The organism is Pseudofrankia sp. EUN1h, assembly GCF_001854645.1.
Classification (GTDB): Bacteria; Actinomycetota; Actinomycetes; order Frankiales; family Frankiaceae; genus Pseudofrankia; species Pseudofrankia saprophytica.
The window spans coordinates 1-24,079 of sequence record NZ_MBLN01000074.1; the positions used below are offsets into that span (position 1 = coordinate 1).

The 24,079-nt window shown below is 73.3% G+C and carries 17 protein-coding genes; 9 read left to right on the top strand and 8 right to left on the bottom strand.

Going from position 1 to position 24,079, the window contains the following annotated elements:
- Positions 1–397 precede the first annotated feature (397 nt).
- A complete protein-coding gene (locus BCD49_RS28950; RefSeq protein ID WP_007514501.1) occupies positions 398–1,207 on the top strand; it encodes a hypothetical protein in 810 nt (269 codons plus the stop codon).
- A gap of 6 nt (positions 1,208–1,213) precedes the next feature.
- On the opposite strand, the gene fxsT is transcribed toward BCD49_RS28950, so the two are convergent.
- A complete protein-coding gene (fxsT, locus tag BCD49_RS28955; protein WP_071042122.1) occupies positions 1,214–4,885 on the bottom strand; it encodes an FxSxx-COOH system tetratricopeptide repeat protein in 3,672 nt (1,223 codons plus the stop codon).
- A gap of 177 nt (positions 4,886–5,062) precedes the next feature.
- Here fxsT and pruA point away from each other — a divergent pair, with 177 nt between their 5' ends.
- From pruA to BCD49_RS28990, 7 genes are all read left to right on the top strand, one after another.
- Complete coding sequence (gene pruA / locus BCD49_RS28960; protein WP_071042123.1) at positions 5,063–6,688, top strand: L-glutamate gamma-semialdehyde dehydrogenase; 1,626 nt, start codon at positions 5,063–5,065, stop codon at positions 6,686–6,688.
- A gap of 120 nt (positions 6,689–6,808) precedes the next feature.
- On the top strand, positions 6,809–8,104 hold the full coding sequence (locus tag BCD49_RS28965; protein WP_232794015.1) for a methylenetetrahydrofolate reductase C-terminal domain-containing protein: 1,296 nt from the start codon (positions 6,809–6,811) through the stop codon (positions 8,102–8,104).
- Between the two features lie 202 nt (positions 8,105–8,306).
- Positions 8,307–9,620 carry an amidohydrolase family protein gene (locus tag BCD49_RS28970; protein WP_083401758.1) on the top strand — a complete coding sequence of 438 codons (1,314 nt, stop codon included), beginning with the start codon at positions 8,307–8,309 and terminating at the stop codon, positions 9,618–9,620.
- 3 nt (positions 9,621–9,623) lie between these two features.
- Positions 9,624–10,382, top strand: a complete 759-nt coding sequence (locus tag BCD49_RS28975; RefSeq protein WP_007514496.1) for an ABC transporter ATP-binding protein — start codon at positions 9,624–9,626, stop codon at positions 10,380–10,382.
- Between the two features lie 5 nt (positions 10,383–10,387).
- Entirely contained in the window at positions 10,388–11,302 is a 915-nt protein-coding gene (locus tag BCD49_RS28980) for an ABC transporter permease (protein WP_007514495.1), read from the top strand.
- 174 nt (positions 11,303–11,476) lie between these two features.
- Positions 11,477–12,670, top strand: coding sequence for a hypothetical protein (locus BCD49_RS28985; protein WP_007514493.1), 1,194 nt, complete (start codon positions 11,477–11,479; stop codon positions 12,668–12,670).
- Between the two features lie 138 nt (positions 12,671–12,808).
- Positions 12,809–14,173, top strand: coding sequence for an FAD-binding oxidoreductase (locus BCD49_RS28990; protein ID WP_083401767.1), 1,365 nt, complete (start codon positions 12,809–12,811; stop codon positions 14,171–14,173).
- Between the two features lie 258 nt (positions 14,174–14,431).
- Here the strand turns inward: BCD49_RS28990 and BCD49_RS28995 are convergent, their stop codons facing one another.
- From BCD49_RS28995 to BCD49_RS29005, 3 genes are all read right to left on the bottom strand, one after another.
- Positions 14,432–15,178, bottom strand: a complete 747-nt coding sequence (locus BCD49_RS28995; RefSeq protein ID WP_007514490.1) for a GAF and ANTAR domain-containing protein — start codon at positions 15,176–15,178, stop codon at positions 14,432–14,434.
- A 51-nt stretch (positions 15,179–15,229) separates the two neighbouring features.
- Positions 15,230–16,033, bottom strand: coding sequence for a GAF and ANTAR domain-containing protein (locus BCD49_RS29000; RefSeq protein WP_007514489.1), 804 nt, complete (start codon positions 16,031–16,033; stop codon positions 15,230–15,232).
- A gap of 162 nt (positions 16,034–16,195) precedes the next feature.
- The gene (locus BCD49_RS29005; protein ID WP_007514488.1) at positions 16,196–17,272 is read right to left on the bottom strand and encodes a fatty acid desaturase family protein; all 1,077 of its coding nucleotides are present in this window, start codon (positions 17,270–17,272) and stop codon (positions 16,196–16,198) included.
- Positions 17,273–17,533: 261 nt separating this feature from the next.
- Between BCD49_RS29005 and BCD49_RS29010 the strand changes: the two genes are divergently transcribed.
- Positions 17,534–18,430, top strand: coding sequence for a transglutaminase-like domain-containing protein (locus BCD49_RS29010; protein WP_007514487.1), 897 nt, complete (start codon positions 17,534–17,536; stop codon positions 18,428–18,430).
- A 30-nt stretch (positions 18,431–18,460) separates the two neighbouring features.
- Here the strand turns inward: BCD49_RS29010 and BCD49_RS29015 are convergent, their stop codons facing one another.
- The 4 genes from BCD49_RS29015 to BCD49_RS29030 all read right to left on the bottom strand — a co-directional run bounded on the left by BCD49_RS29015 (position 18,461) and on the right by BCD49_RS29030 (position 23,835).
- Positions 18,461–20,305: a phytoene desaturase family protein gene (locus BCD49_RS29015; RefSeq protein WP_083401760.1), complete on the bottom strand. Its 1,845-nt coding sequence runs from the start codon at positions 20,303–20,305 to the stop codon at positions 18,461–18,463.
- Entirely contained in the window at positions 20,302–21,075 is a 774-nt protein-coding gene (locus BCD49_RS29020; protein WP_007514485.1) for a creatininase family protein, read from the bottom strand. Before BCD49_RS29020 ends, BCD49_RS29015 begins: the two co-directional genes overlap by 4 nt.
- 239 nt (positions 21,076–21,314) lie before the next feature.
- A complete protein-coding gene (locus BCD49_RS29025; protein ID WP_007514484.1) occupies positions 21,315–22,655 on the bottom strand; it encodes a serpin family protein in 1,341 nt (446 codons plus the stop codon).
- A gap of 166 nt (positions 22,656–22,821) precedes the next feature.
- Entirely contained in the window at positions 22,822–23,835 is a 1,014-nt protein-coding gene (locus BCD49_RS29030) for a hypothetical protein (RefSeq protein WP_241832414.1), read from the bottom strand.
- Positions 23,836–24,079 lie beyond the last annotated feature (244 nt).

Consider the following 24,079-nt stretch of genomic DNA (forward strand, 5'->3'; position numbering starts at 1 on the left):
GCCTCGGCGACTCGGATCTGCCCGATCAGCTCCGCGATGTCGGCCGGGGTGTTCTCCACCCCCCGGCTGGTCAGCACCGCGCCGGTCTCAGCGACCTTGATCTCGGCCCAGTGCAGTTGCTTGGCGACGTCGACACCCACCGCTATCGCCACGTCCGGTCTCCTTTCGCCGTCCCGGTCCGCGTGCGGCCTCTTCCCGCCGGCCCTGCCCTACATAGCGATCGATCGCAGTTCCCAATCAGCGGTCAGGAAGAAGCGGCGAGACAGGGGGCCAAGCCACCGTGGCCATCAAGGGCAGCCGACATGAAAGCCATCCCTGCCTCGCTCGCACACCCCCGATCCTGCCGCCCCTCACAGGCGACCCTGCAGACCGGGCGCACTCAGGAAGGTAGGGCGGCATGACCGTACTGAGCGCGGCCGACGTCGACGCGTTCGTCGAGCGCGGCTTCTGCGTCCTGCCCGAGGCGTTCACCGCGGCGCAGGCGGCGGCGGCGCGGGCGGTCGTGTGGCGGCGCATGGAGGAGAAGGCCGGCATCCGCCAGGACGACCCCGCCACCTGGCCGGACGCCTACGACATCGAGGAGCGGCCGGCGGCGGCCGACGTCCTCGGCTGCTTCACCGACCGGCTCGTCGCCGCGATCGAGCGGCTCGTCGGCCCCGGCCGCTGGAACGGCCTGCGCACCTGGGGGTTCTGGCCGGTCAGCTTCGCCTACGGCGCCCACGACCCGGATCCCGTGCCGACGCGCGGCTGGCACGTCGACGGCAACTGGTTCCGGCACACCCTGCACGCCCCGCAGCAGGGGCTGCTGCTCGTCGGCCTTTTCAGCGACGTCGAGCCGGGCGGAGGCGCGACCCTGATCGCCGAGGGCAGCCACCGCCGCGCCGCCCGGGTGCTGGCGGCGCACCCGGCGGGGCTCACCCACCGGGAGCTGTTCGACGCGGTGCTCGCCGAGCCGATCGGGAACATCACCGAGCTCACCGGCGCCGCCGGCGACGTCGTGCTCGCCCACCCGTTGATGTTCCACACCCGCGGCTTCAAGCGGCACGGCCCGCCGCGCTTCATCTCGAACACCGAGGCGGGCCTGCGCGCCCCGTTGTGTCTCGACCGCCGGGACGAGGCGGGCTACTCGGTCCTGGAACACTCCATCCGCGCCGCCCTCGCCGGCCCACCCCCGGTCTTCGCCGACCCGGTGCGCTGCCGCTTCTGACCGCGATCAGCCGCCGGCCGCGCCCGGGCCAGCGGAGCGAAGCCAGGCAACCGTCTCCGCGGCGGCCAGGGTCTCCTCGTGGTCGTCCCCCAGAGTCCGGCGCGACCGTTCCAGTACGTCCTCGGCGAGGGTCACCGCCGCGCCAGGGCCGGCCAGCGCGGCGAGCTCGGCGGCGAGCGCTCGGCCAACCCGCAGCGTCCACGGATGGTCCGCGCCCAGCGCCGCGCGGCACCGGTCGAGCAGCTCGGTGTCGATCCTCCTCGCTTCCTCGTGATCGCCGACGGCCGACGCGCACGCCGCCAGCGAGTAGTCCACCTCGATGATCCGCTGGTTCTCGGCGCCGTACATCCGGGCGTATGAGGACCGCGCCTCGGCCAGCAGCGCGGCGGCGCGTGCCCAGTCGCCGAGGGAACCGAGAGCCCTGGCCAGGCGCATCCGCGCGGCGGCGGTGTCGGGATGCTCGTCACCGAGCATGCGCCGCGTCGCCGTGAGCGCGTCCTCGTGCAGCCGCATGGCCTCCTCATGGTCGCCGAGGCGTTCCCGGCTCTCCGCGAGACTGGAGATCGCGGAAATCGTCTGAGGATGGTTCGGGCCCAGCGCGGCCCGCACCCGGTCCAGGAGGTGCGCCCGCATGTCCAGGGCGGCCTCGACCTGGCCGATCCGCTCGAGGCTGTCGGCGAGCAGGCGCGCCGCGCGCAGGGTGTCGGGGTGGTCCTCGCCGAAGGCACGCCGGTACCGGTCGTGGACGTCGGCGCGCAGCCGGGCGGCCTCGGTGTGCTTCCCGAGCAGCCAGAGACAGCCCGCGAGCTGGGCATCGACACTGATCATGTCTGGCTGGTCGGCCGAGGCGGGGTCACGCGCGGGCAGGTCACGCAGCACCGCGAGCGCGCCGGTGTAGTCGCCCAGCTCGCGCAGGGCCTGGGCCACGTCGACGGCCGCCGTCAGCGCCGAGGGATGACCGGCGCCCAGGCGGCGCCGGGAGACCTCCCACACCTGCCGGAACAGGCCGACCGCCGCGGCGGTCTCCTCGGTTCGCACCAGCACGTGGGCGAGCTCGCGGGTGGCCGACATCGTGTCAGGATGATCCTCGCCCAGGACGCGGCGCAGGCCGTCGACCACCTGGCGCATCAACGCCGCGGACTCCGTCAGCCTGCCGGCGGTCCGCAGGCAGGTCCCCAGTTCCAAGGCCGCTTCCAGCGTCCGGTGGTCGTCGTCGCCGAACAGGGCACGCCGGCGGCGTAGCACGTCGCCGAACATCGCGACGGCCGGTCCGTACTCGCCGCGCTGGCGGAGGCTTCGAGCCACCCGGACCCGCGCGCGCAGCGTGTCCGGATGGTCGTCCCCCAGGCCCGCGCGGGCGCGGGCATACGTGTCGACGCGCAGCTTCTCCGCCTCGGCGTGGTCACCGAGGCGGGCCAGCCCGTCGGAACGACGGACGGCGGCGCGCAACCGGCCTGGATCGTCGGCGCCCAGCACACGAGTACGGGTGGCGAGGACCTCGGCGTCCAACCGGGACGCCTCGTCGAACTCGCCGGTCGACCAGAGCGTGTCTGCCAGGGCGGACTTCGCGATCATCGTCGCGGGGTCATCCTCGCCGGCCAGTTCGCGCAGCCGCCGCAGCACCTCCCGCTCGAGGGCGCGTGCCTCGGCCAGACGGCCCAGCTCGAACAGGCTGTCCGCCTCCAGCTCGGTGGCGGTGAACACGTCGGGATGGTCGGCGCCGAGCGCGGACGTCCAGCGTTCCCGCGCGGCGCGCGCCAGGTCCACCACGGCACCAGCGTTGCCCGCCGCGCCCTGCGACCGGACCAGGTCCAGCAGCAGGCGTCTGTTCGCGCGGTCCTCCGGCGGCGCGTCCACCAGGTCGACGCTGAGCGCGTGCGGGTAGATCAGCGCGTAGGTCGGCCAGTTGGCCGGCTTCGTCGGGTTGCCCGGCGCCGCCGCCACGAGCAGGGCCCGCGCGCGCTCACGCGCCTCGGAGAGCTCCGCCGGCGTCGCGCGGTCACGCAGCACCGCCTGGACGAGCCGATGCATCATGAGGCCCTCACCGGTCACCCGGACGAGGCTCTGCCGACCGACGCGCTCCACGGCGTCCAGCACCACGAGCGGGTCGGATGGCGCGCCGAGATCCGCGTCGACGAGGAGGTCCACCGGCACCGGCCGCGGCGCGAGTACGGCCAGCAGGCGCAGCACCATGTGTGCGGCCGGGTCGTTCAGCCGGTCCAGCGCGACCGTCCAGGCCGCCGCGACCGGGACGGGATAGTGCGCGGGCTTCCTGGCCGAAAGGATCTCGCCGGTACGTGCCGCCAGCAGCCTGGCGTAGAGGTCGGCCTTGATCCCGGTCGCGCTCATATGCCCGGCCGCCTGCTCCAGCGCCAGCGGGAGGTCGCCGAGCAGGTCGGCGAGCCGGTCCGCGTCGGCGGCGGCCAGCCAGGAACATCGGCGGCGCAGCAAGGCGACCGACTCCGCCCGGTCCAGCACACCGAGCTCAATCGACCAGGCGTGCGCCGACCAGGCGGAATCGCGGGAGGTGACGATGACGTGCCCCTCGTTGCCGGCCGCGCTCAGCAGCCCGTGCAGCTCCGACGGGGCCTCGGCGTTGTCGGCGACGATCAGCCAGCGCCGATATGGCCGCCCGCGACGCAGCACCTCCACGGCTCCCGCTGCTCTGCTGTCCAGGTCGGCCCCGGTGTCCACCGCGGAGGATGYAGGGGCCGTGGGCTCGGCATCCTCCGCGAAACGCCGGCCGAGGGCGGTGAAGACGTCTGGGCGGCCGGTGTGCTCGGGCAGGTCGAGCCGCGTCGCCAGTTCGGCGAGCCGGGCCAGCGCCACTGCCGACGAGTCGGCGGGAACCCACCAGACGAGGTCGTAGTCGGCCTTGTACCGGTGGCAGTACTCGGCCGCCAGTTGGGATTTGCCCACCCCGCCCAGCCCATAGATCGCCACCGCCCCCGCGGCCACCGCCCCCGTCGCCACTGGCCCCGCGGCCACGGGCCCCGCGCGAAGCTCGGCGCGCAGCGCCGCCAGATCGCGTTCGCGGCCGGCGAAGTGCGGGTTGGGATCCGGCACCCGCCACACCAGTGGCTTTCCCCCAGGAAACAGGGGCGGRCCCGCAAGCGGCGCGGCCCCGGGGAACGGAGGGCTGGCCGTGGGTATCGCGCGTCCGCCCGAGATCGCCTGCCGGGCGGCCCGGCGCAGGACCTCCTGGGCCTCCGACGCCGAGCGTCCGAACAGGTCGACGGGAGCGATCAGGCCGAGCAGACCCTCCGGCGTGAAGTCGACGACCCGGGCGACCAGCAGCCGGCGGCCGGCACCATCTCGATCCGCCTGGAAGGCGACCTGCCACTGCGGGTTCGCGGTCGACCCGTCGTAGGCGGGTGAGAGCACGACAACGGTTCGCTCCGCCCGCCGTACCGCCTGGTCGACCGCCCCGACCCTCAGAGCCCCCGCTGGTACGTCCCAGGCCTCGATCCACACCTGGTACCCGGCGCTCGTGAGCTCCCAGGCGATCCACTCGGCCCACTGCCTGTCGACCTCGGGGGGCGCGTAGGAGACCAGGAAGTCCAGCCGCTCCGGCTCGCCGTCGCTCCTGGGCCGCGCCCTGGGAGCGCGAACGACCGTCGGCTCGGCGGCCGTCCTGGGATGCGGGAGATCGGCTCCCCCGACGTCCGGTTCCGACACATGGTCAGCATCCCAGCACCATCACCCGCTCTCCCATGGATCGCTGCACGAGCGCACCGCCGCCGCGCGCCCGCCCGGTGGCGGGACGTGGCCCGGCGGGGTAGACCGGAGGCACCGGAGCAAGGGCCGGCTGCCGGGCAGGGCAGGCCGGCGCACGGCTCCCTGGGGAGGCGCGCGATGGACGCGATCACCGCGGTGCCGCGGCCGGTCAACGAGCCGGTGCGGACGTATCCGGCGGGCTCCGAGGCACGCGCGCGGCTCGCCGCGCGGTGCGACGAGCTGGCCGCCACGCCGGTGGAGCTGACGGCGGCGATCGGCGGACAGCGGCGGCCCGGCGGCGGGGCGGCGGTCGACGTCGTCATGCCGCACGACCACAAGCACGTGCTGGGCACGTTCCGGGCCGCGACCGAGGACGACACCCGGGCGGCGCTCACGGCGGCCCGCCAGGCGGCGCCCGGGTGGCGAGCGCTCGGATTCGACGACCGGGCGGCGGTGTTCCTGCGGGCGGCGCAGCTGCTGGCCGGGCCGTGGCGGGACACGCTGAACGCGGCGACGATGCTCGGGCAGAGCAAGGTCGCGCACGAGGCCGAGATCGACGCCGCCTGCGAGCTGGTCGACTTCTGGCGGTTCAACGTCGCGTTCGCCCGGGAGATCCTCGCCGACCAGCCGGCGTCCGGCCCCGGGGTGTGGAATCGGGCCGACCACCGGCCGCTGGAGGGGTTCGTCTACGCGGTCACGCCGTTCAACTTCACCTCGATCGCCGGCAACCTGCCGACCGCGCCCGCCCTGCTGGGCAACGTCGTCCTGTGGAAGCCCGCCCCCACCCAGCAGCTCGCCGCGCACTTCCTCATGGGACTGCTGGAGGAGTCGGGCCTGCCGCCCGGCGTGATCTCGATGCTGCCCGGTGACGGCACCGCCGTCTCCGCCGTGGCCCTGGCCGATCCTGACCTCGCCGGCATCCACTTCACCGGCTCGACGCGGACCTTCCAGCACCTGTGGCGCCAGGTCGGCGAGAACATCGCCCGCTACCGCGGCTACCCGCGCCTGGTCGGCGAGACCGGCGGGAAGGACTTCGTCCTGGCCCACCCGTCGGCCGACCCGGACGTGCTGCGCGCGGCGCTGCTGCGCGGCGCGTTCGAGTACCAGGGCCAGAAGTGCAGCGCCGCGTCCCGGGCGTACATCCCGGAGTCGGTGTGGCGCCGGGTGCGCGACGGGCTCGTCGCCGAGACCGAGGCGCTGGTGACCGGGGACGTCACCGACCCGGCGGTGTTCTGCGGCGCGCTCATCGACGCCCGCGCGTACGCCCGGGTGACGGCGGCGATCGACCGGGCCCGGCTGGTCGACTCACTGACGATCATCGCCGGCGGGCTGGCCGACGACAGCCGCGGCTGGTTCGTCCGTCCGGCGGTCGTCCTCGGCACCGACCCGACGGACGAGGCGTTCACCACCGAGTACTTCGGCCCGCTGCTCGCCGTCCACGTCTTCGCCGACACCGACTACGACCGGGTCCTCGCCGGGATCGCCGACCCCGACGCGTCGCGCTACGCGCTCACCGGCGCCGTCATCGCCCAGGACCGGACCGCGGTGGCGCGCGCCCTCGACGCGCTGYGGTTCGCGGCGGGCAACTTCTACGTCAACGACAAGCCGACCGGCGCGGTCGTCGGCCAGCAGCCCTTCGGCGGCGCCCGCGCCTCCGGCACCGACGACAAGGCCGGCTCGGCGCGCAACCTGCTGCGCTGGACCAGCGCCCGCGCCATCAAGGAGAACCTCCGGCCGCCCACCGACCACCGTTATCCGTCCTGAGGCGGGCCAACGCCCAGGCAAGGACGATGGACGGATGGGTGACCGTCGACAGAGTGACATTCGTTGATTCGGAGGTATGAAACCTAGATTTGATCGTCTGGCAACCGAACGCTGCCGGTGGTGCTGGACAGTGTTGGCGTGGTCGACATCGGGGGCTTCACCGGCGCTGACTGGCGCGCCGCGGCTGCCCGGTGTCCGAAGACGATGACACACGGCCCGTGCGCCGGCGTCGGCACGGACGGGTCCTGCGAGGTTCCCGGTCTCGGGACCTGCGCCTTCTTGGAGATCGATCCCGCCAGCTGGCCGTACACCGCCGTCCTCGCCGAGCGGAGCCCGGCCGGCGGACGCCGGGACGCGGCCGGCCCGTCCCCGGTGCCGGCCGACCCGCATCCACGGGTCGCGGAGTTCCTCGCCGCGGCCGGTACCCGGCCGGTGATCGTCGCCGACCTGCCAGCCGCTCCGTTGTCCGCCGCCAGCCTGCGCGCCAGCGCGGCCGCGCTCGCCGGAGCCGCCGACGCCTGCCTGCTCGGCGACCACGGCGGCGCGCGGGTCCAGTTCCCGCCCTCCTACCGGGCCCGGCTGCTCGCCGACGAGGGCATGCCCGCCTGGGTCGGGATCAACTGTCGAGACCGCAACCGGGTCGCGATCGAGGGCGAGATCGCGGCCTGCGTCGACGCGGGCGCCGTGGCGCTGCACTGCGTCACCGGCGACCATCCGGCCCTCGGCCACCGGGCCGACGCCCCCGGGGTCTTCGACCTGGACTCCGCCGGCGTAGTGGAGCTGGCCGCCGCCGCGGCGGCGCGCTCCGGCGGGGCGCTGTGCTCGGTCGCGCACGCCCCCGCGGCGCCGCCGGCCGAGCGGCGGCTCCCCCGGCTGTTCGCCAAGATCAACGCAGGTGCCGACGCGGTGTTCGTCGACCACTGCGGCGGTCCGGGACCGGTCGCGGACGCCGTCGGCGAGCTGCGCGCGGCCGGGTTCACCGGCCTGGTGCTCGTCTGTGTCCCGGTCGTGACGAGCACCGCGTCGGCCACGGTGATCGCCTCGTTCGCGGGCGGCCGGCTGCCGGCCGGGTACCTGGAGCGGATCACCGGCGGCCCGTGGGCGCCACCGGCGAACGGTGCCGCGGGCCCCATCGGGGTCGCGGACGGGGGTACCGCGGGCACGGGCGCCGCGGCGGTGGAGGCGGCCGAGATCGAGGCGGCCGGAATCGCCGAGGGCACCGAGCTCGCCGAGCGAATGCTCGAGATTCCCGGCGTCGACGGGGTGAACCTCTCCGGGGGCGCCCCGCCCGGCCAGGAGGAGGCGCTCGCCGCGGCGATGGCCGAGATCGCCCGCCGGGTGCTCGGCCAGGCCGCCCCGGCCGGCCGGCGCGGGTCACGTCGGGCAGCCGCCGGCACGGGAGCCGGGTCGTCATGAGACGGTTCACCATGGGACACAGGGCGCGAACCGCTCGCATCGGGCGAGTCACGCGCGCGGGGCGGGCCGTGTACGCGGCGCGAGCCCCGCATGCGGGGCTCGCCGCGTGCACGGGTCGGGTCGCGCGGACAGGACCGACGTGGCCGGGACCGGCGGTGCGGGCGGCCGGCGGCGTCGGTGAGCCGGGAGGCGTGGTGGGCGGATGGCGGTGGGCATGAGCTGGCTGCGCTCGGCGATGACGGCGACGGGTGACGTCGTCGACGTCGAGATCGTCGACGGGGTGATCGGGCAGGTGCTGCCCGCCACCGGGACGGCCGGCGGCGGGACGAGCAGCAGCGGGACGGCCGGCGGGCTCGGCCCGGACGACGCCGACCTGTCAGGGCAGGTGCTGCTCCCGTCGTTCGTCGAGCCGCACGCGCATCTGGACAAGGCGCTCACCGCCTCGCTCGGGCACAACCTCACCGGCGACCTAGCAGGCGCCATCGCCGCGATGGACCTGCTGCGCGAGCTGACCACGCCCGCGGACATCATCACCAGGGCGGAAGCGGCGCTGCGCATCCACCTCGCCTACGGCACGACCCACATCCGCTCGCACGTCAACGTGCTCTCCGACGTGGGCCTGTCGGGCCTGGAAGCGATGATCGAGGTCCGGGAGCGCTGGCGCGGCGTCATCGACCTGCAGCTGGTGGCGCTGGTGAACGACACCGGCGGCCCGCTGCTGCGCGAAGCCCTCAAGATCGGCGCGGACGTCGCCGGCGGCTGCCCGCACATGGAGGACGACCCGGACCGGGCCGTCGCCGCCTGCCTGGACGCCGCCGGCGAGGCCGGCAGGCCGATGGACCTGCACACCGACGAGACGCTCAACCCGGCCGCGCTGAGCCTGCGGACGATGGCCGACCTGGTCCTGCGCACCGGTTTTCCGCATGGCGTGACGGCGAGCCACTGCGTGAGCCTCTCGATGCAGCCGATCGAGACTCAGCGGGAGATCGCGGAGCGGGTAGCCGAGGCCGGCATCGCCGTCGTCGCGCTCCCGCAGACGAATCTGTTCCTGCAGGGCCGCGACCACCCGGTCGCCACCCCGCGGGGCCTGACCGCCGTCGGGCCGCTGCTGCGCGCCGGGGCGACGGTCGCCRCCGGCGGCGACAACCTGCGCGACCCGTTCCACCTCGTCGGCCGCGGCGACGCGCTGGAGGTCGCCGCACTCATGATCACCTGCGGCCATCTCGACCCGATCGGGGCGCTGAACACGGTGACCGCGGCCCCGCGGGCGGCGATGGGCCTGCCAGCGGTGACGCTGACGCCGGGCGCGCCCGCCGACCTGGTCGCGATGCCCGCGACCGACGTGCTCGACGCCCTCGGCATCGCCGGCGCCGAGCGCACCGTCTGGCGCGACGGCCGGGTCGTCGCCCGCACCGTGGTGCGTTCCGAGCTCGCCGCCCCGCCCGGGGCGTCGCCCGTCTCCGCCGCGTCCGCCTGGTCGATGGCTTCGTCCACCCCGTTCCAACCGAAGGCCTAACCGATGACGACGACAGCCGAACCTTCGCGCGCGGGCACCGCCGCACTGCGTTTCACCGGCGTCAGCAAGAAGTTCAAGGACGGCACGGTCGCGCTCACCGGCGCGGACCTGACGGTCGCTCCCGGCGAGCTCGTCTCGGTCGTCGGTCCGTCGGGCTGCGGGAAGAGCACGCTGCTGCGGATCGCCAGCGGCCTGGACGAGGCGAGCGACGGCGAGGTCGACGTCCACTCGAAGTCCGTCGGCTACGTCTTCCAGGACGCCACCCTGCTGCCCTGGCGCAATGTCTGGGACAACGTCGGGCTGCTCGCCGAGCTCGAGCACATGGCGAAGAAGGAACGAGACCGGCGGGTCCGTGACGCGATCGATCTGGTCGGCCTCACCGGTTTCGAGAAGCACCTGCCGCACGAGCTGTCCGGCGGCATGCGGATGCGCACGTCGCTGGCCCGGTCGATGGTGCTCGCGCCGGACGTGTTCCTGTTCGACGAGCCGTTCGGCGCGCTCGACGAGATCACCCGGGAGCGGCTCAACGACGAGCTGCTGCGCATGTTCATCCAGCGCGGCTTCGCGGCGCTGTTCATCACCCACTCGGTGCAGGAGGCGGTCTTCCTGTCCGGCCGGGTGCTGGTGATGAGCGGCCGGCCGGGCCGGGTGAAGGCCGAGGTCGCCGTCCCGTTCGACTACCCGCGCGCACCGGAGCTCCGCTACAGCGCCGAGTTCGCCGCGCTGTGCGGCGAGGTCTCCCGACACCTCAGGGACGTGTGAGGACGATGACCGTAGATTCCGTGCCGGCGACAGATTCCGTGCCGGCGACGGTGGCCGCCGCCCCGCCGGACGAGACGCTCACGGCGCCGTCGGCGACGCCACCGCGCGCCGCCGGGCGGCGGTGGGCCCGCGTTCGCAGCCGGCTGCTCAACAAGTTCCTGCTGCCGCTCACGGTCTTCGCGCTGTTCATCGGCGTCTGGTACCTGGTCTCCGGGCTGACGCTGACCAAGCAGCAACGGTTCATGCTGCCGCTGCCACATGACGTGATCAGGGTGGGCATTCTCGACTGGTCCAACTTCAAGGTCACCCTCGAGGCTCTGCGCTACACCGTCATCGTCACGTTTCTGGGGCTGGCGATCTCGATGGTGCTCGGTGTGCTCGCCGCGGTGCTGATGCACCAGGCCAAGTGGATCGAGAACTCGCTGTACCCGTGGGCGGTCGTGCTGCAGACGGTGCCGATCCTGGCCCTCACCGGCGTGCTGAGCTTCTTCTTCGGGTTCGCGCTCACCAGCCGGACGATCGTCTGCGTCATCATCGCCTTCTTCCCGATCGTGTCGAACACGTTGTTCGGCCTCCAGTCGGTCGACCGCGGGATGCACGAGCTGTTCACGCTGCACCACCCCAGCCGCCTCACCCGGCTGTGGAAGCTCGAGCTGCCAGCGGCGTTGCCCGCGATGTTCACCGGCTTCCGCAACGCGGCGGGCCTGTCGGTCATCGGCGCGATCGTCGGCGAGTTCTTCTTCAAGCAGGGCAACGCCGGTCTGGGCACCAACCTGTCGGTCTTCCAGTCCCGTCTCGAGGGCGAGCGGCTGTGGGCGACCACGCTGGTGGCGAGCCTGCTCGGCATCGCGGTCTTCGTCTTCTTCGGCTGGCTGTCGCGCCGCGTCGTCGGCCGCTGGTACCAGCCCAAGCGAGGCTGACGCCGGTCCGCCCCGCACGACTGCACCACCCACCACCCACCAGCCACCACCCACTCCACCGGCATCACCGCACCGCCGCATCACCACGTCACGCCAGCCGCGCCACCGCGGCCCGGTTTTTGTCCATCGACACCGTCGGGTGCACGCCGCCCGAGGAACCAGGGGGAGACTCCGTTGATCAGACCACGCCCGACCAGGATCGTCGCGGCGACCGCCGCGGCGGTCGCGCTCGCTTTGGTCGCCGCCGCCTGCGGCAGCGACGACGACTCGACGGGCACCACGCCGTCGGCGTCCGCGGGCGGGCCGGTGCCGGCCCAGTACGACCTGAAGGCGGCCGGCTGCCCGAGCACCATCGTCCTGCAGTCCGACTGGAACCCGGAGTCGGAGCACGGCGGCCAGTACCAGCTGCTCGGCCCGAACCCGACATTCGACACCGGCAAGAAGTCGGTCACCGGTGAGCTCGTCGCGCACGGCGGCGTCGACACCGGCGTGAAGCTGGAGATCCGCGCCGGCGGACCGGCGATCGGCTTCCAGACGGTGACGTCGCAGCTGTACGCCGACGACAAGATCACAATCGGCTACGTCAGCACCGACGAGCAGATCGCCCAGTCCAAGGACCACCCGACCGTCGCGCTGCTCGCCGGCCTCGAGAAGAGCCCGCAGGAGATCGGGTGGTCGCCGGAGAAGCACCCGGACTGGAAGACGATCGCCGACATCGGCAAGACCGACACCAAGGTGCTCTACTTCGAGGGCGCCGCGTACATGGACTACTTCACCGGCCAGGGCATCCTGAAGAAGAGCCAGATCGACGGCAGCTACGACGGCACGCCGACGAACTTCGTCGCCTCCGGCGGTGAGTACGCCGTCCAGGGCTTCGCGACCTCCGAGCCCTACACCTGGGAGAACGAGGTCCGCTCCTGGGGCAAGCCGCTGAAGTACCAGCTGGTCGCCGACGCGGGCTTCGACTTCTACCAGCAGGCGATCGGCGTGCGCGCGGACAAGCTTGCCGCCCTCAAGCCCTGCCTCACCAAGCTGGTCCCGATCATGCAGCAGGCGATCGTCGACTTCATCGCCGACCCGGCCACGGCGAACAAGGTCATCCTGGACGCGGTCACGAAGTACAACAACGGCTGGGTCTACACCCAGGGCGTCGCGGACTACGCGGTCAAGACGATGGCCGAGCTCGGCATCATCGGCAACGGCAAGACCCCGACCCTCGGTGACTTCGACGATGCCCGCACCCAGACCCTGATCGGCATCCTCACCCCGATCTACGCCCAGCAGGGCAAGCCGACCAAGGACGGCCTCAAGCCGTCGGACCTCTACACCGACGAGTTCCTCGACACCAAGATCAGCCTGACCTCGTGACACCCGTGGGTCTCGCGGATGCCCGCGGCGTCCGCGAGACCCACGGCGCTCGGGAGTAGCTGACAAAGGCGGGTCCCGGTGGCCTCCGCCCAGCGGGCGGCCACCGGGATTCGTCGTTCCCAACGACGGAGGATGTTCATGGCGGAATCTGTCGCCATGCCGGTGTTCAAACGGGCGACGCTGCCCGAGACGACCCCGGTCGACCCGGAAGCGTTGAACGGCCTGACCTTGGAGCTCACCCGGCTGCTCGGCGAGGACGCGGTGTCCCGCGACGAGGCGGCCCGGCTGACCGCGTCGCAGGACTGGGCGCACATGAGCCCCGTCCTGCGCCCGATGCTGCCCGGCGGCGTCGCCGACGTCGTCGTCCGCCCGCCGGACGCCGACGGAATCGCCGCGGCCGTCGGCGCCGCGCACCGCCACCGGGTGCCGGTCACCGTGCGCGGGCAGGGCACCGGCAACTACGGCCAGGGCATCCCGCTGTTCGGCGGGCTGGTCATCGACACCTCCCGTGCGACGAAGGTGCTCGCCGTCGAGGACGGCTGGATCACCGCCGAGGCGGGGGCGTCCTTCGTCCTGATGGAGAAGGCGGCGCTGGCGACCGGCCAGGAGCTGGCCATCATGCCGTCGACCGTGGGCTCCACGATCGGCGGGTTCATCGCCGGCGGCGCCGGCGGTACCGGTTCGATCGCGAACGGCGCCGTCTGGGACGGCTACATCCGCTCGCTGCGGGTCGTGCCGTGTACCGACGACGCCACCCCGGTCGACGTGCCCTACCCGGACAACATGGCCCAGTCGCACGCCTTCGGCGTCAGCGGCGTCATCGCCACGGCGACGGTGGCGCTGCGCCCGGCGCGGCGCTGGACCGCGCTGTTCGCCTCGTTCCCCGAGCTCGACGGCGCCGTCGCCGCCGGCGAGGAGCTGTTCGGCCTGGAGCCGACACCCCGGCTGCTCTCCCTCGACGAGGCGGGTGTCGTCGCCACCTACCGCCCCGCGGACCCGGCGATGCCGGCCGACCGCCTGTCCGTGCGCGGGATCGTCACCGAGGACAGCGTCCCGGCCGCCACCGCCATCGTCGAGCGCCACGGCGGCCGGGTCGACGCGGTCCGGCCGAAGGGCCCAGCCCTGGTCACGTCGCTGTCCTACAACCACACGACCTATCGAGTCCGCAAGCTGCGCCCCGAGCTCACCCACCTGCAGTGCGGCGGCCCGGGGCTCACCCGGCGCCGCGCCGAGGTGGCGGCCATCGCGCCGGACACGCTCATCCACCTGGAGGGCTTCGCCGACCTGGAGGGCGGCGGCCGGTTCTGGGCCGGCATGCTGTTCCTGCGCTTCGACGACGCCGACACCCTCTACGACCGGATGGCCCGCCTCGCCGAGGTCGAGGTCTACGTCAACGACCCGCACACCTGGGTGCTGAAGAACCGCGTCGACATGATCCGCGAGGYCGCCGCCCGCTTCGACCCCGACGGCCTCCTCAACCCCGGGAAGCTCCCCGCTCCATAACTCTGGTTCGCTCCGTCCGGGCACGGCGCTCCGGCCCCTTACTCGCTTCGCTCCCAAGGGACCTCCGCGCCGTGTCCTCCTCCGCGAACGGGCGCTCCGGCGACCTCGCTGCGGCCCGACCCACGTCGCTTCGCTCGTGGGACGGGCCTCCGCGAGTCGCGCCTCCGCGCCCAGCACGGTCACCTGGCGCTGTGACGTCACCCATCGAAGGGCGACCGCGCCGACGGCCGCCAGGGCCGCCCAGAGCGCCCGGAGCGCTCAGGGCGGCGGCTGCCGGGCTGGCTGGGCGCTGAGCACCAGGCGGCTGTCGAGCGTCCCCTCGACGATGCCGCGGGCAAGGTCGGTGAGGCGGGTGTTGGTGTCGCGGGCGTGCCGGCGCAGCCGGGCGAACGCCTGGTCCATGTCGAGGCCGCCGCGTTCGGCGAGGACGCCCTTGGCCTGCTCGATCATGATCCTGCTGGTCAGGGCGTGCTGCAGCTGCTCGGCCAGCAGCTCGTGGTGCCGGATCGCGCGCTCCTGCAGGATCGCGATCGTGGCCACGTCGGCAAGGGCCTGGGCGACACGGGCCTCGGTGTCCGCGAGCGTGCCGGGCAGGGCTCCGAACAGGCTCAGTGTCCCGACCACGTCATCGCGCAGCCGCATCGGCAGCACGTGCACGCAGCGGTAGCCGGCGGAGCGGGCCTCGGCCGCGAAGATCTGCCACCGGAGGGCGGCCAGGTCGATGTCGGGGACGGTGACCGTCGTGCCGGTCCGGTAGCAGTCCAGGCCGGGCCCTTCGTCGTGCTCGAGCTGGAAGAGCCCCAGCAGGCGGCTCGCCTCCGACGACGCGGCTACCACCTGCAGCCTCCCGCGCTGGTCGGACAGCATCAGGCCGGCCGCGGCCACACCGAGGAGCGCCACGCAATGGTCGGCCAACCGGTGTAGCAGGTCCGCCACGTCATAGTCGGCGACCAAGCTGTCTGCGAGGCCAACGAACGCCTCGCTCAGCTCCCGTTCCCGGCACACCGCTTCCTCCGCACGACTCACCACCGGAGGGACCGTCCCTCCCTGCCCCCATCATCGGGGCAGGTCTCCGTGGAGCCGCACCCGGCGGGCGACAATGTCGCGGGCGGTCTCGTCGGCTATCTGACCGCGAGCACGGGCCAGCGAACGCAGCCGTACGAGGGCCTCCTGCGCGCTCACGCCGAGCTGGGCCATGACCATCCCGGTCGCCTGGTGAATCTCCGGCTGGTACAGCGAGGAGGCCCGCGCCCGCAGCCGGGCCGCGGCCTCGCCCGCCAGATCGCCCCCGAGGTCACCCGTCAGGTCGCCCGCAATGTAGTCCAGGTCACCCCCGGGCGCACCAGGCTCCACGATGGGCGCGCGTCCTTCGGACGGATCGCCCGTCACGTCGTCAGGCGGTCCGCTGGCGGGCAGGTCGAGCAGGATGAGGGCGACGGTGTCCGCGACGACCAGCGCGTCCGCGAGGGCGTCGTCGTCCAGCTCGCCGGGGCGGGCCCGGCCGAGGCCGAGCGTTCCCAGGCCGATCGCGCCGATCCGTAGCGGAAACGCGAAGAAGGCCCGGTAGCCGGCGGCCAGCATCGCGGGCGTGAACCGCTCCCATTGCTGGCCCGCCGGCCCGGCCAGGTCTCCCACGAGCACCGGGTGGCCGTCCAGGGCCGCGTCCTGGCAGGGCCCCTCCCCCAGGGCGAGCTGGAGGTCGTCGAGCCGGCCGGCCGCCGCGTCACTCGCGCCGTGCGCGCCCCGGCCGGTGGCGCCGGCCGTCACCGAGATCGCCGCGCCATCGACGCGCAGGGCGGTCGCGACGCTGGTGCACAGCCGGTCCAGACGCGGGTCTGGTTCTGTGCCGTCCGAGGTCACGCGCGGGCCTGTCAGGAACCGACCCGCCGGCGAGGCCCGCGGCGGACCGCGGACCTGGCACGGGTCACGCGGGCGCTCCCCGGCCGGCCACCGGCCGGGCGAGCGCCTGCCGGACTAGCCGGGCCGCCCGTGGCGCGGTTCGAGCGCCCCGGCCCTGGCTGTTCACACCTGGACGGGACGACGCCGCAGCGGCTCGCCGACGGCGTGCAGGTGGGCGAGCACCTCCCGGTACGAGCCCAGGGGGCTGCTCTCCTGGTAGCTGACGCCGTGCGTGTCGCAGAACTCCTTCACGAACACCTGCGCCCGGCGCAGGTTCGGCCTCGGCATTATCGGGAAGAGGTGGTGCTCGATCTGACGGTTCAGCCCGCCGTAGACGATGTCGGTGATCCGGCCGCCGCGGATGTTGCGCGAGGAGAGGACCTGCCGCCGCAGGAAGTCGGTGCCGGGCTTGGGGAAGATCTCCATGCCCGTGTGGTTCGGGGCGAACGCGCAGCCCATGTACAGGCCGAACAGCGCCTGGTGTGCCGCGATGAAGACCAGGGCCTTCACCGGCGACAGGACGAGGAAGATCGTGCCGAAGTAGGCGATGGTGTGCGCCGCGAGCAGCGCCGCCTCGGTGACCGCGCCCCGGTTCCGCCGCGCCGCCACCTCGCGGATGCTGGCCACGTGCAGGTTCAGGCCCTCGAGCAGCACGACCGGGAAGAACAGGTATGCCTGGTAGCAGGTCATCCAGCGCAGGAAGCCGCGGCGGTCGTTGGCCTCGTCCGGCGCGAACACGAATGCGCCGCTGCCGACGTCGGGGTCGCGACCCACGGTGTTCGGCTGCGAATGGTGACGGCCGTGTTTGTCCATCCACCAGCCGAAGCTCAGCCCTATCAACAGGTTCCCGTGCAGGAGGCCCACGGCCTTGTTGGACCGCCGACCGGCGAAGATCTGCCGGTGGCCCGCGTCGTGGCCGACGAACGCCACCTGGGTGAACATCACCGCCAGGAACGCCGCGGTGAACAGCTGCCACCACGAGTTTCCCAGCCAGGCGAAGAACAGCCAGCCGCCGCCGAGCAGCGCCCAGTTCGCCATGATCACCAGGGCGTAGCGACCAGGACGGCGGTTCATCAGCCCAGCGCCCTTCACGCGCTGAGACAGCTCGACGAAGTCGAGACGGCCGGCTGGTACCGGCGAGCAGTCGTCAGACCGGGTCAAATCCGGAATTTCAGACGCGGCCATGGCATTAACGGTCATGGTCATCCTTCTCAGCCGACCTTACGGAATCAGCGAGTTGGAACCCAGAACAGGCGTTCGGTCCAGACCGGGACGAGTACTCAGTCGCTGTCGAGGAGCTTACCCGGCGGCTGTCCCGGCAACCGCGCGGGCCGACGGACCTCGCACATTCAACTGACCTGGCACAATCGCAGTGTGCGGGATCATGGATCCGGCACGGTGGTCGGCGTCCTGCCGGCCGTAGGCGTCCGGCGGCGGTCGCCGCCGGGGTGAGGCGGCCGCGTGACGACGGAAACAGGAGTCCCCGACGGGACTCCGCCCCGACCGGCCGCCACCGGCCGGGGCCGGGTGGTCAGCGTCGAGCTCGCGTTCGACGTCGAGGAGCCCGCGGACATCGCGTTGTCGATCGCCGCCGCCCGAGGGCCGCGGGTGCTCGTCGAACGGCTGACCGTGGCGACGACGGGCGAGTCCCCCGTCGCCGAGCCGACCGAACTCGCCGCCCCGCACGGCGGCCGGATTCATCTGCTGCATCCCCCCCGAGGCCTGCTGACCATCTCCTACTGGGCGGAGCTCGAGCAGGCGCCGACCGACTCCCACAGGGACATAACGACCGATGCCCCCGACGCCGGCGGACTCACCATGGAACAGCTGACCTACCTCTGGCCGAGCCGCTACTGCCCGTCGGATCACGTCGTCGGTTTCGCGGTCGCCGAGTTCGGCGGCCTACCGCCGGGGCGGCCCCGAGCCGACGCGATCGCCGCCTGGATCCATCACCGCATCGGCTACGTGCCCGGCTCCAGCGCCGTCCACGACTCCGCCGAGGACACACTGCTCACCGGGCAGGGCGTCTGCCGGGACTTCGCCCACCTGGGCATCACGCTCTGCCGGGCGCTCCTGATACCGGCCCGCTTCGCCGCCGTCTACGCGCCCGGGCTGACCCCGATGGACTTCCACGCCGTCTTCGAGGCCTGGATCGACGGCGCCTGGCGGGTCTACGACGCCACCCGCAAGGTCCCGCGGGCGAGCCTGGTGCGCATCGCGACCGGCCGGGACGCCGCCGACGCCGCCTTCGCCGACATCCTGGGGGGCATCGTCACCCTTCAGTCGATCGAGGTCACCGCGACGGCGGCCGGAGACCTCCCCGTCGACGAGCACACGTCCGCCGCCCTGCTCAGCTGAGAGCGCCGGCCCGGGTTCGGACCTCGCCGGCTACAGCGGCAGCCGGGTGCGGCCGGCGGAGGCCAGGACCGTCGCCGCGGCGTTGCGGCCGGAGGCACCCCAGACTCCGGCGCCCGGGAAGGTGGCCCCGCCCGTCAGGTAGAGGCCGGCGATCGGCGTGCGGTAGCGGGACAGCTCGCGGTGCCGGCCCAGCAGGGCCGCCATGACCCCGTCCGGGAACGACGGGACATAGCCACGGCGCAGGAAGAACTCGCGCTCGTAGTCGGGCGGCGTCATCGCCCGCCAGTCCCGCACCGATGCCAGCACGCCCGGCCCGTCGCCGCAGATCGAGGCGTACCGCTCCAGCCAGCCCCATGGCACCGCCGCGTCGCCCCAGCCGCCCCGCCGCGCCCACGGCGTCCACAGAACCTCAAGGCTGAGCACGTGCGCCGCCGTGCCTCCCCAGGGGCCTCCGGCCAGGTCGGCCGAGGGGCCTCCGGACGCGGGAGGCTCCGCCATCATCCCGCGCCCTTCGGCCATGCCGCCTGAGGAGCCTCCGGACGCGGGAGGCTCCGCCATCATCCCGCGCCCTTCGGCCATGCCGCCTGAGGAGCCTCCGGACGCGGGAGGCTCCGCCATCATCCCGCGTCCTTCGGCCGGCGATGGCCGCATGGTCTCGTCCAGGACGGACGGGATGTTGAGGAAGAACATCGGCGGGTCGCTGACCAGGCCCGTCGGCAGCGCCGCCGCGGCGGCGATCTGCTGCTCGGGTGTCGGGCTCACGATCGTCGTCGGGACGTGGCGCAGCGCCGCCGGGAGCACGTCCTCGGGCAGCTCCAGGACCGCGCGGGGCGTCGGCAGGGCGGTGACGACCGCGTCCACCTTCGACTCGTAACCGTCGGCCGCGGGCCTTTCGACCCAGCGCTTCCGCAGTCTGCGTGTGGCCGGGACACCGGCGAGCCAGTCGACGAGCAGGGTGTGGGGGTCGGTGGCGTTCACGACGGCCCCGGCGGTGATCCGCCGCCCGTCGACGAGCCGCACCGCCCGGGCCCGCCCCGACACGATGTCGACCCCGGACACCCGCGCCCCGGTGACGACCTGCCCGCCGTGGGCGCGCGCGCAGGCCTCGAGCGCCGCGGGCACCGCGCCACTGCCACCGACCGGCCGGCCGACGCCGACGAGGTGGCGGATCGCGAGCCCCAGCGCCCCGAGTCCGGTGCCCGGCGCGTCCGGCCCCAGCCCCCACACCGCAGGACCGACGGTGTGCGTCGAGGCGATCATCCACGGCGRCAGGCCGAACGAGGTGAGCACGTCGACCAGGCTGCGCCGCGGCCAGTCCAGCAGCACCCGGGAGCCGCGCAGCCGCTGCTGCGCGACGACGGTGGCGACGATCGACGGCGTCGTCGGCCGGCCGCCCTGCACGGCCAGCACCAGCTTCGCCGCCGGGATCGCGACCTCCAGGTAGCGCCGGTAGGCGGTGGCCGCGGCCGGGTCGATCCGGGCAAGGCCGTCGACGGTGCGCTCGATCGAGCGCCACTGGACGAACACCGGCTCATCGCCCCAGCCGACACCGATGACCAGCGGGTCGACGTCCAGGTAGCGCAGGCCATAGGAGGCCAGGTCGAGCTCCTCGACGATGCCGCTGGCGCGGATCATCGTGTGGTCGCAGTTACAGACGTTGACGCGGGTACCGAGCGCGTCGACCGTCGAGGCACACCCGCCGGCCGTCTCCCGTGCCTCGAGGACGACGACGGACCGGCCGGCGCGCGCCAGGTACGCCGCGCACGCCAGCCCGTTGTGCCCACCGCCGATGACGACGACGTCCGCGTGCGCCGGCAGCTCGGCCGACCCAGGTGTGGCCAGCGGCCGCACGGCCGTCGACAGCTCGGCCGTCACCGGGCGTGCTTCGGGTCGAAGCGGGCGATCTCACGCAGCGACGCGGCGGCGGTCTCGACCATCGCCTCGTAGCGCTCCTTGCCGTGCTCGGCCGTGGCGCCGACCGGGTCGCCGAGGGTGCCGTTCGTCCCGAAGTCGTCGGACAGCCAGCCGAACGAGACCGGGCGGCCCCAGCCGACCCGCTCGAAGGAGGCCAGGTGCTCCGGCACGCTGCGCTCGGCCAGGTCCATCCGGACCAGGTCGGGGCGCAGGTGCAGCATCAGTGACGTCTCCTCGATCCCGGCGTGGATGCCCATGCCCAGCTCGGACGCGGGCGCCGTCCCGCCGTGGTCGGGGGGCAGCGACGGGTGCATGACGAAGGTGCGCAGCCCGTGCGCGAGCCGGATGTCGCGGCTCGCGACCTGCAGCAGCGCGCTGTTGCCGCCATGGCCGTTGAGGAACACCAGCCGCTCGACGGGCGTCGTCGCGAGGCAGCGGCCCAGGTCGTCGAGCGTCGCCAGCACCGTCGTCGCCGACAGCCACATCGTCCCCGCCGACCAGGCATGCTCGTTGGACTTGCTGTAGGCCAGCGTCGGCAGCAGCAGCAGGTCGATCTCGTCCCCGTGGGCCGCGACCACGTCGCGCGCGAGCGTGTCGGCGACGACCAGGTCGGTCGAGAGCGGCAGGTGCGGCCCGTGCTGCTCCACCGACCCGATCGGCAGGACGGCCACCGCCCCCGGCGACAGGTCCGCGATCTCGGGAGCCCGCAGGTCGGCGAAGATCCTGGTCATGCTGCCTCCAGACGGTCGCGCGCTGCCCGGGGAACCGACCGACGGCCCGAAACACGGATCACTCCGGGCGGCCGGACCCCGCTCCCCGCATGGTGGCCCGCCGACCACTCTGTCCAGTCGTCATGACGACACCGTCAGGGCCAAATTTCCAGGTGGCTAACTTCCCGGAACGGCAGGGTTTGCCCGCCGAGGCCGTGGTCGGGCCAGCGGCGCCGCCGGACCAGTCAGGCGCGGGCGGGTCAGATGGCGGTCGGGTCGACAACGCGACCGACGAACAGCGGGGTCGCCGTCGCCCGGTCGTGGATGACGAACAGGAACGGGCGGTCGACGGTCAGGCGACGGTCGGTCATGATCGCCGAGACGGCCATGGACACGGCGGTCGCCGCCGCGGCCTCGGTGCCCTGCTCGTCGACGGCGATGAACGCCTCGTGCACCACCCTGTCGATGTGCAGCTTCTCGGCCGCGGTCATCCCGCTGAAGTCGGCGTCGCCACCGAAGGCGGTCGGCATGCCGAGCGCCACCAGCAGGTCGTTCAGGTCGGCGTGGGTACGAAACGTCCAGCGCGGCAGTTCCAGCTCCACCGCCGCCGGCTGGAAACCGGTGAGCAGGCCGCGCAGCGCCGCCTCGTCGAGCGCCGCCTCGACCGCGTCGAACCGGCCCGGGTCGGGCAGCACGACCGCCATCGCCAGCTCGCCGCCGGCATAGGGGACGTCGACGGCCTGCCAGCCCGGCCCGGTCGCGTACCCGGCACCTGACACCGTCCCGGCCATCAGCTGGGCCTGGACGACCGAGCCGTCGGGGCGGGTGAACCGCGCCGGCCGGGCGTCCCCGAACGGCGTCTGCCACGGGGCACGCAGGTACAGCGCGTTGACCAGCACCAGCCGGGTGGAGGCGTCCAGGTCGCCGGCCGAGAGCAGCCGCGGGATGCGGTCGTAGGTCTGCTTCGAGACCCAGGCGTTGATCGCGCTGGCCGCGCCCGCGGCGTCCGCCCCGAAGTCGACGGTCCGCATGCCCGACCCGTAGTAGCGCGCCAGGGTCGCCAGGAACGGCGTCTCCCAGGGCACCTGCCGTTGGCCCCACAGCGAGTTCGCCACGTCCAGGACGAGCTCGATCGTCGAGCCGTCGGGCAGCGTCCGCTTGCTGGCCCGGCTCTCCATCGCCAGCGCCAGTGCGTTCAGCCCGACGGGCAGCCCGTCCGGCCCGCTCCCCAGTGCGGACGCGTGCAGCACCGCGTCCATCTCGGCGGCCGTGCGGCCGGCGGCACCGGCCCGGGTCATCCCGAGCGCGACCGCCACTGAGTACGGCGAGCAGACCAGGTTTCCGGCGTTCGCCGCCGCGGCTCGCCGGTAGAGGTCGGCGGTGAACCCGCGGACCGCGGTCGCGGCGCCGCCGAGCGCCGCCGCATCCGCCGGGGCCCGGGCGACGTTCTCCGCGACCACCGCCCCACCGGCGGACCCACCGTCACCGGCGGGCCCACCGCCCTCGCCACCGGCCGCGTCGCCGCACGCACCGGTCAGGGCGCCCAAGCCCAGGCCCGCCGCCCCCAGGACGGCCGCCCGCAGTAATTCCCGTCGCCGCATCACGCCCTCTCCGACGCACCCTCGGCGACCTCGGTTCCAACCCGCGCCGCCCTGTCGCCACGGAGCAGGGCCGTCGGGTCGCCGGGCCGTCGGGTCGCCGGGTCGCCGGGTCGCCACGCCGCCAGCCGCCGGGTCGCACCCAGCCATGCTTCGGGCGCCCGCCGGTTCACGGGCAGTCGGGGCACGGCCGGTACACGCCTGCCCAGCCGCGCGCCTCGAGCGCGGTGGCAAGTTGACGGGCGACCCGGCAGGGGCCGCCGAGCACCTGCCTGCCAGAGAAGTGCTGCGTGTCGAGGCCCGAGTTCTGGATGATGTTGTCCCGCTCGAGGCCGGCTTCCCACTGCCCGACAGCGGTGTGAACGAGGCGGCCGTCCAGTTCGACCGCGAGCTCGAACTGCTCGTACAAGGCGTCGAACCGGTAGGACCGGTCGCCGTCGCGATGCCAGATCTGTCGTCTTGGTTCCGGCAGGCCGTGGCGGCGCACGAGCTGCACGAACCGGATCTCGAGCACCGAGTGGGCGCCGTCCTCGGCGAGTCGGATGATCTCGCCGAGCAACCGCCGGTGGCGGGCGTGGCTGCGCCGTTCCAACGCGGCCACCAGCCGCGGCCCCGTCGTCAGCTGGCCGCGGATCGCCTTGGCGACGAGCTCACACACGTCGTCGGCCTCGTCCAGCTGTTCGGCCAGGTCAAGGACCGTCCGTTCAATGGTCGTGCGGGGCGGAGCCGCGGACCGGTGGATGTCGCCGGGAGGAATCGACCGACGGGTGCGGTGAACGCGCACGTCGTCTGCCGCGACCAGGCGGGACAGGCCTTCGACGAGCACGTCGATGGTCGACGGCGGCGCGGCGACCAGGCCCCACGCATGCCCGGCGGTCCGCAGGCACAGAACGGCCGTGTCCGGTCCGGCGTAGAGCACGGCCGCCCACAGCCTGCTCTCTTCGGTCAGCGGACCGTTGTAGGCGACGTAGACCCGCGGATGGACACGTTGCCATCGACCGGAGACGACCTGCGCTCGGATGTGATGGTGGGTGATCCCGTGTTGGCCGGCCTGGGCGACGGTAAACGCCTTGGCCTGGGCGTTGATGAGCGCCTCCCACCGCGGGTTCGACAGGAGTAGCACCGCGCGCCGCCGGATCGTCACGCCGCGAGGATGCCCGACCGCCGCCTCCGGCGCTCCCACCTGTCCACAGGCGCCTGGCCGTCGAATCGTGGCCGGTCATCGACCACACGGGCACCACCATCGACCACAGCTCAATTGTCGATCATCGAGCGTGGTCGATGGTGGTGCCCCGGGGCACCACCATCGACCACGATTCGGCGCCGGAGGGGGTAGGAGGACGCCCGGTGAGGTTGCGCCCGTGGGAGGGGCGGCGGGATGGAGCAGGCACGGTTCAGCGCTTGACCCCAGGTCTGTCCCGGTCGCC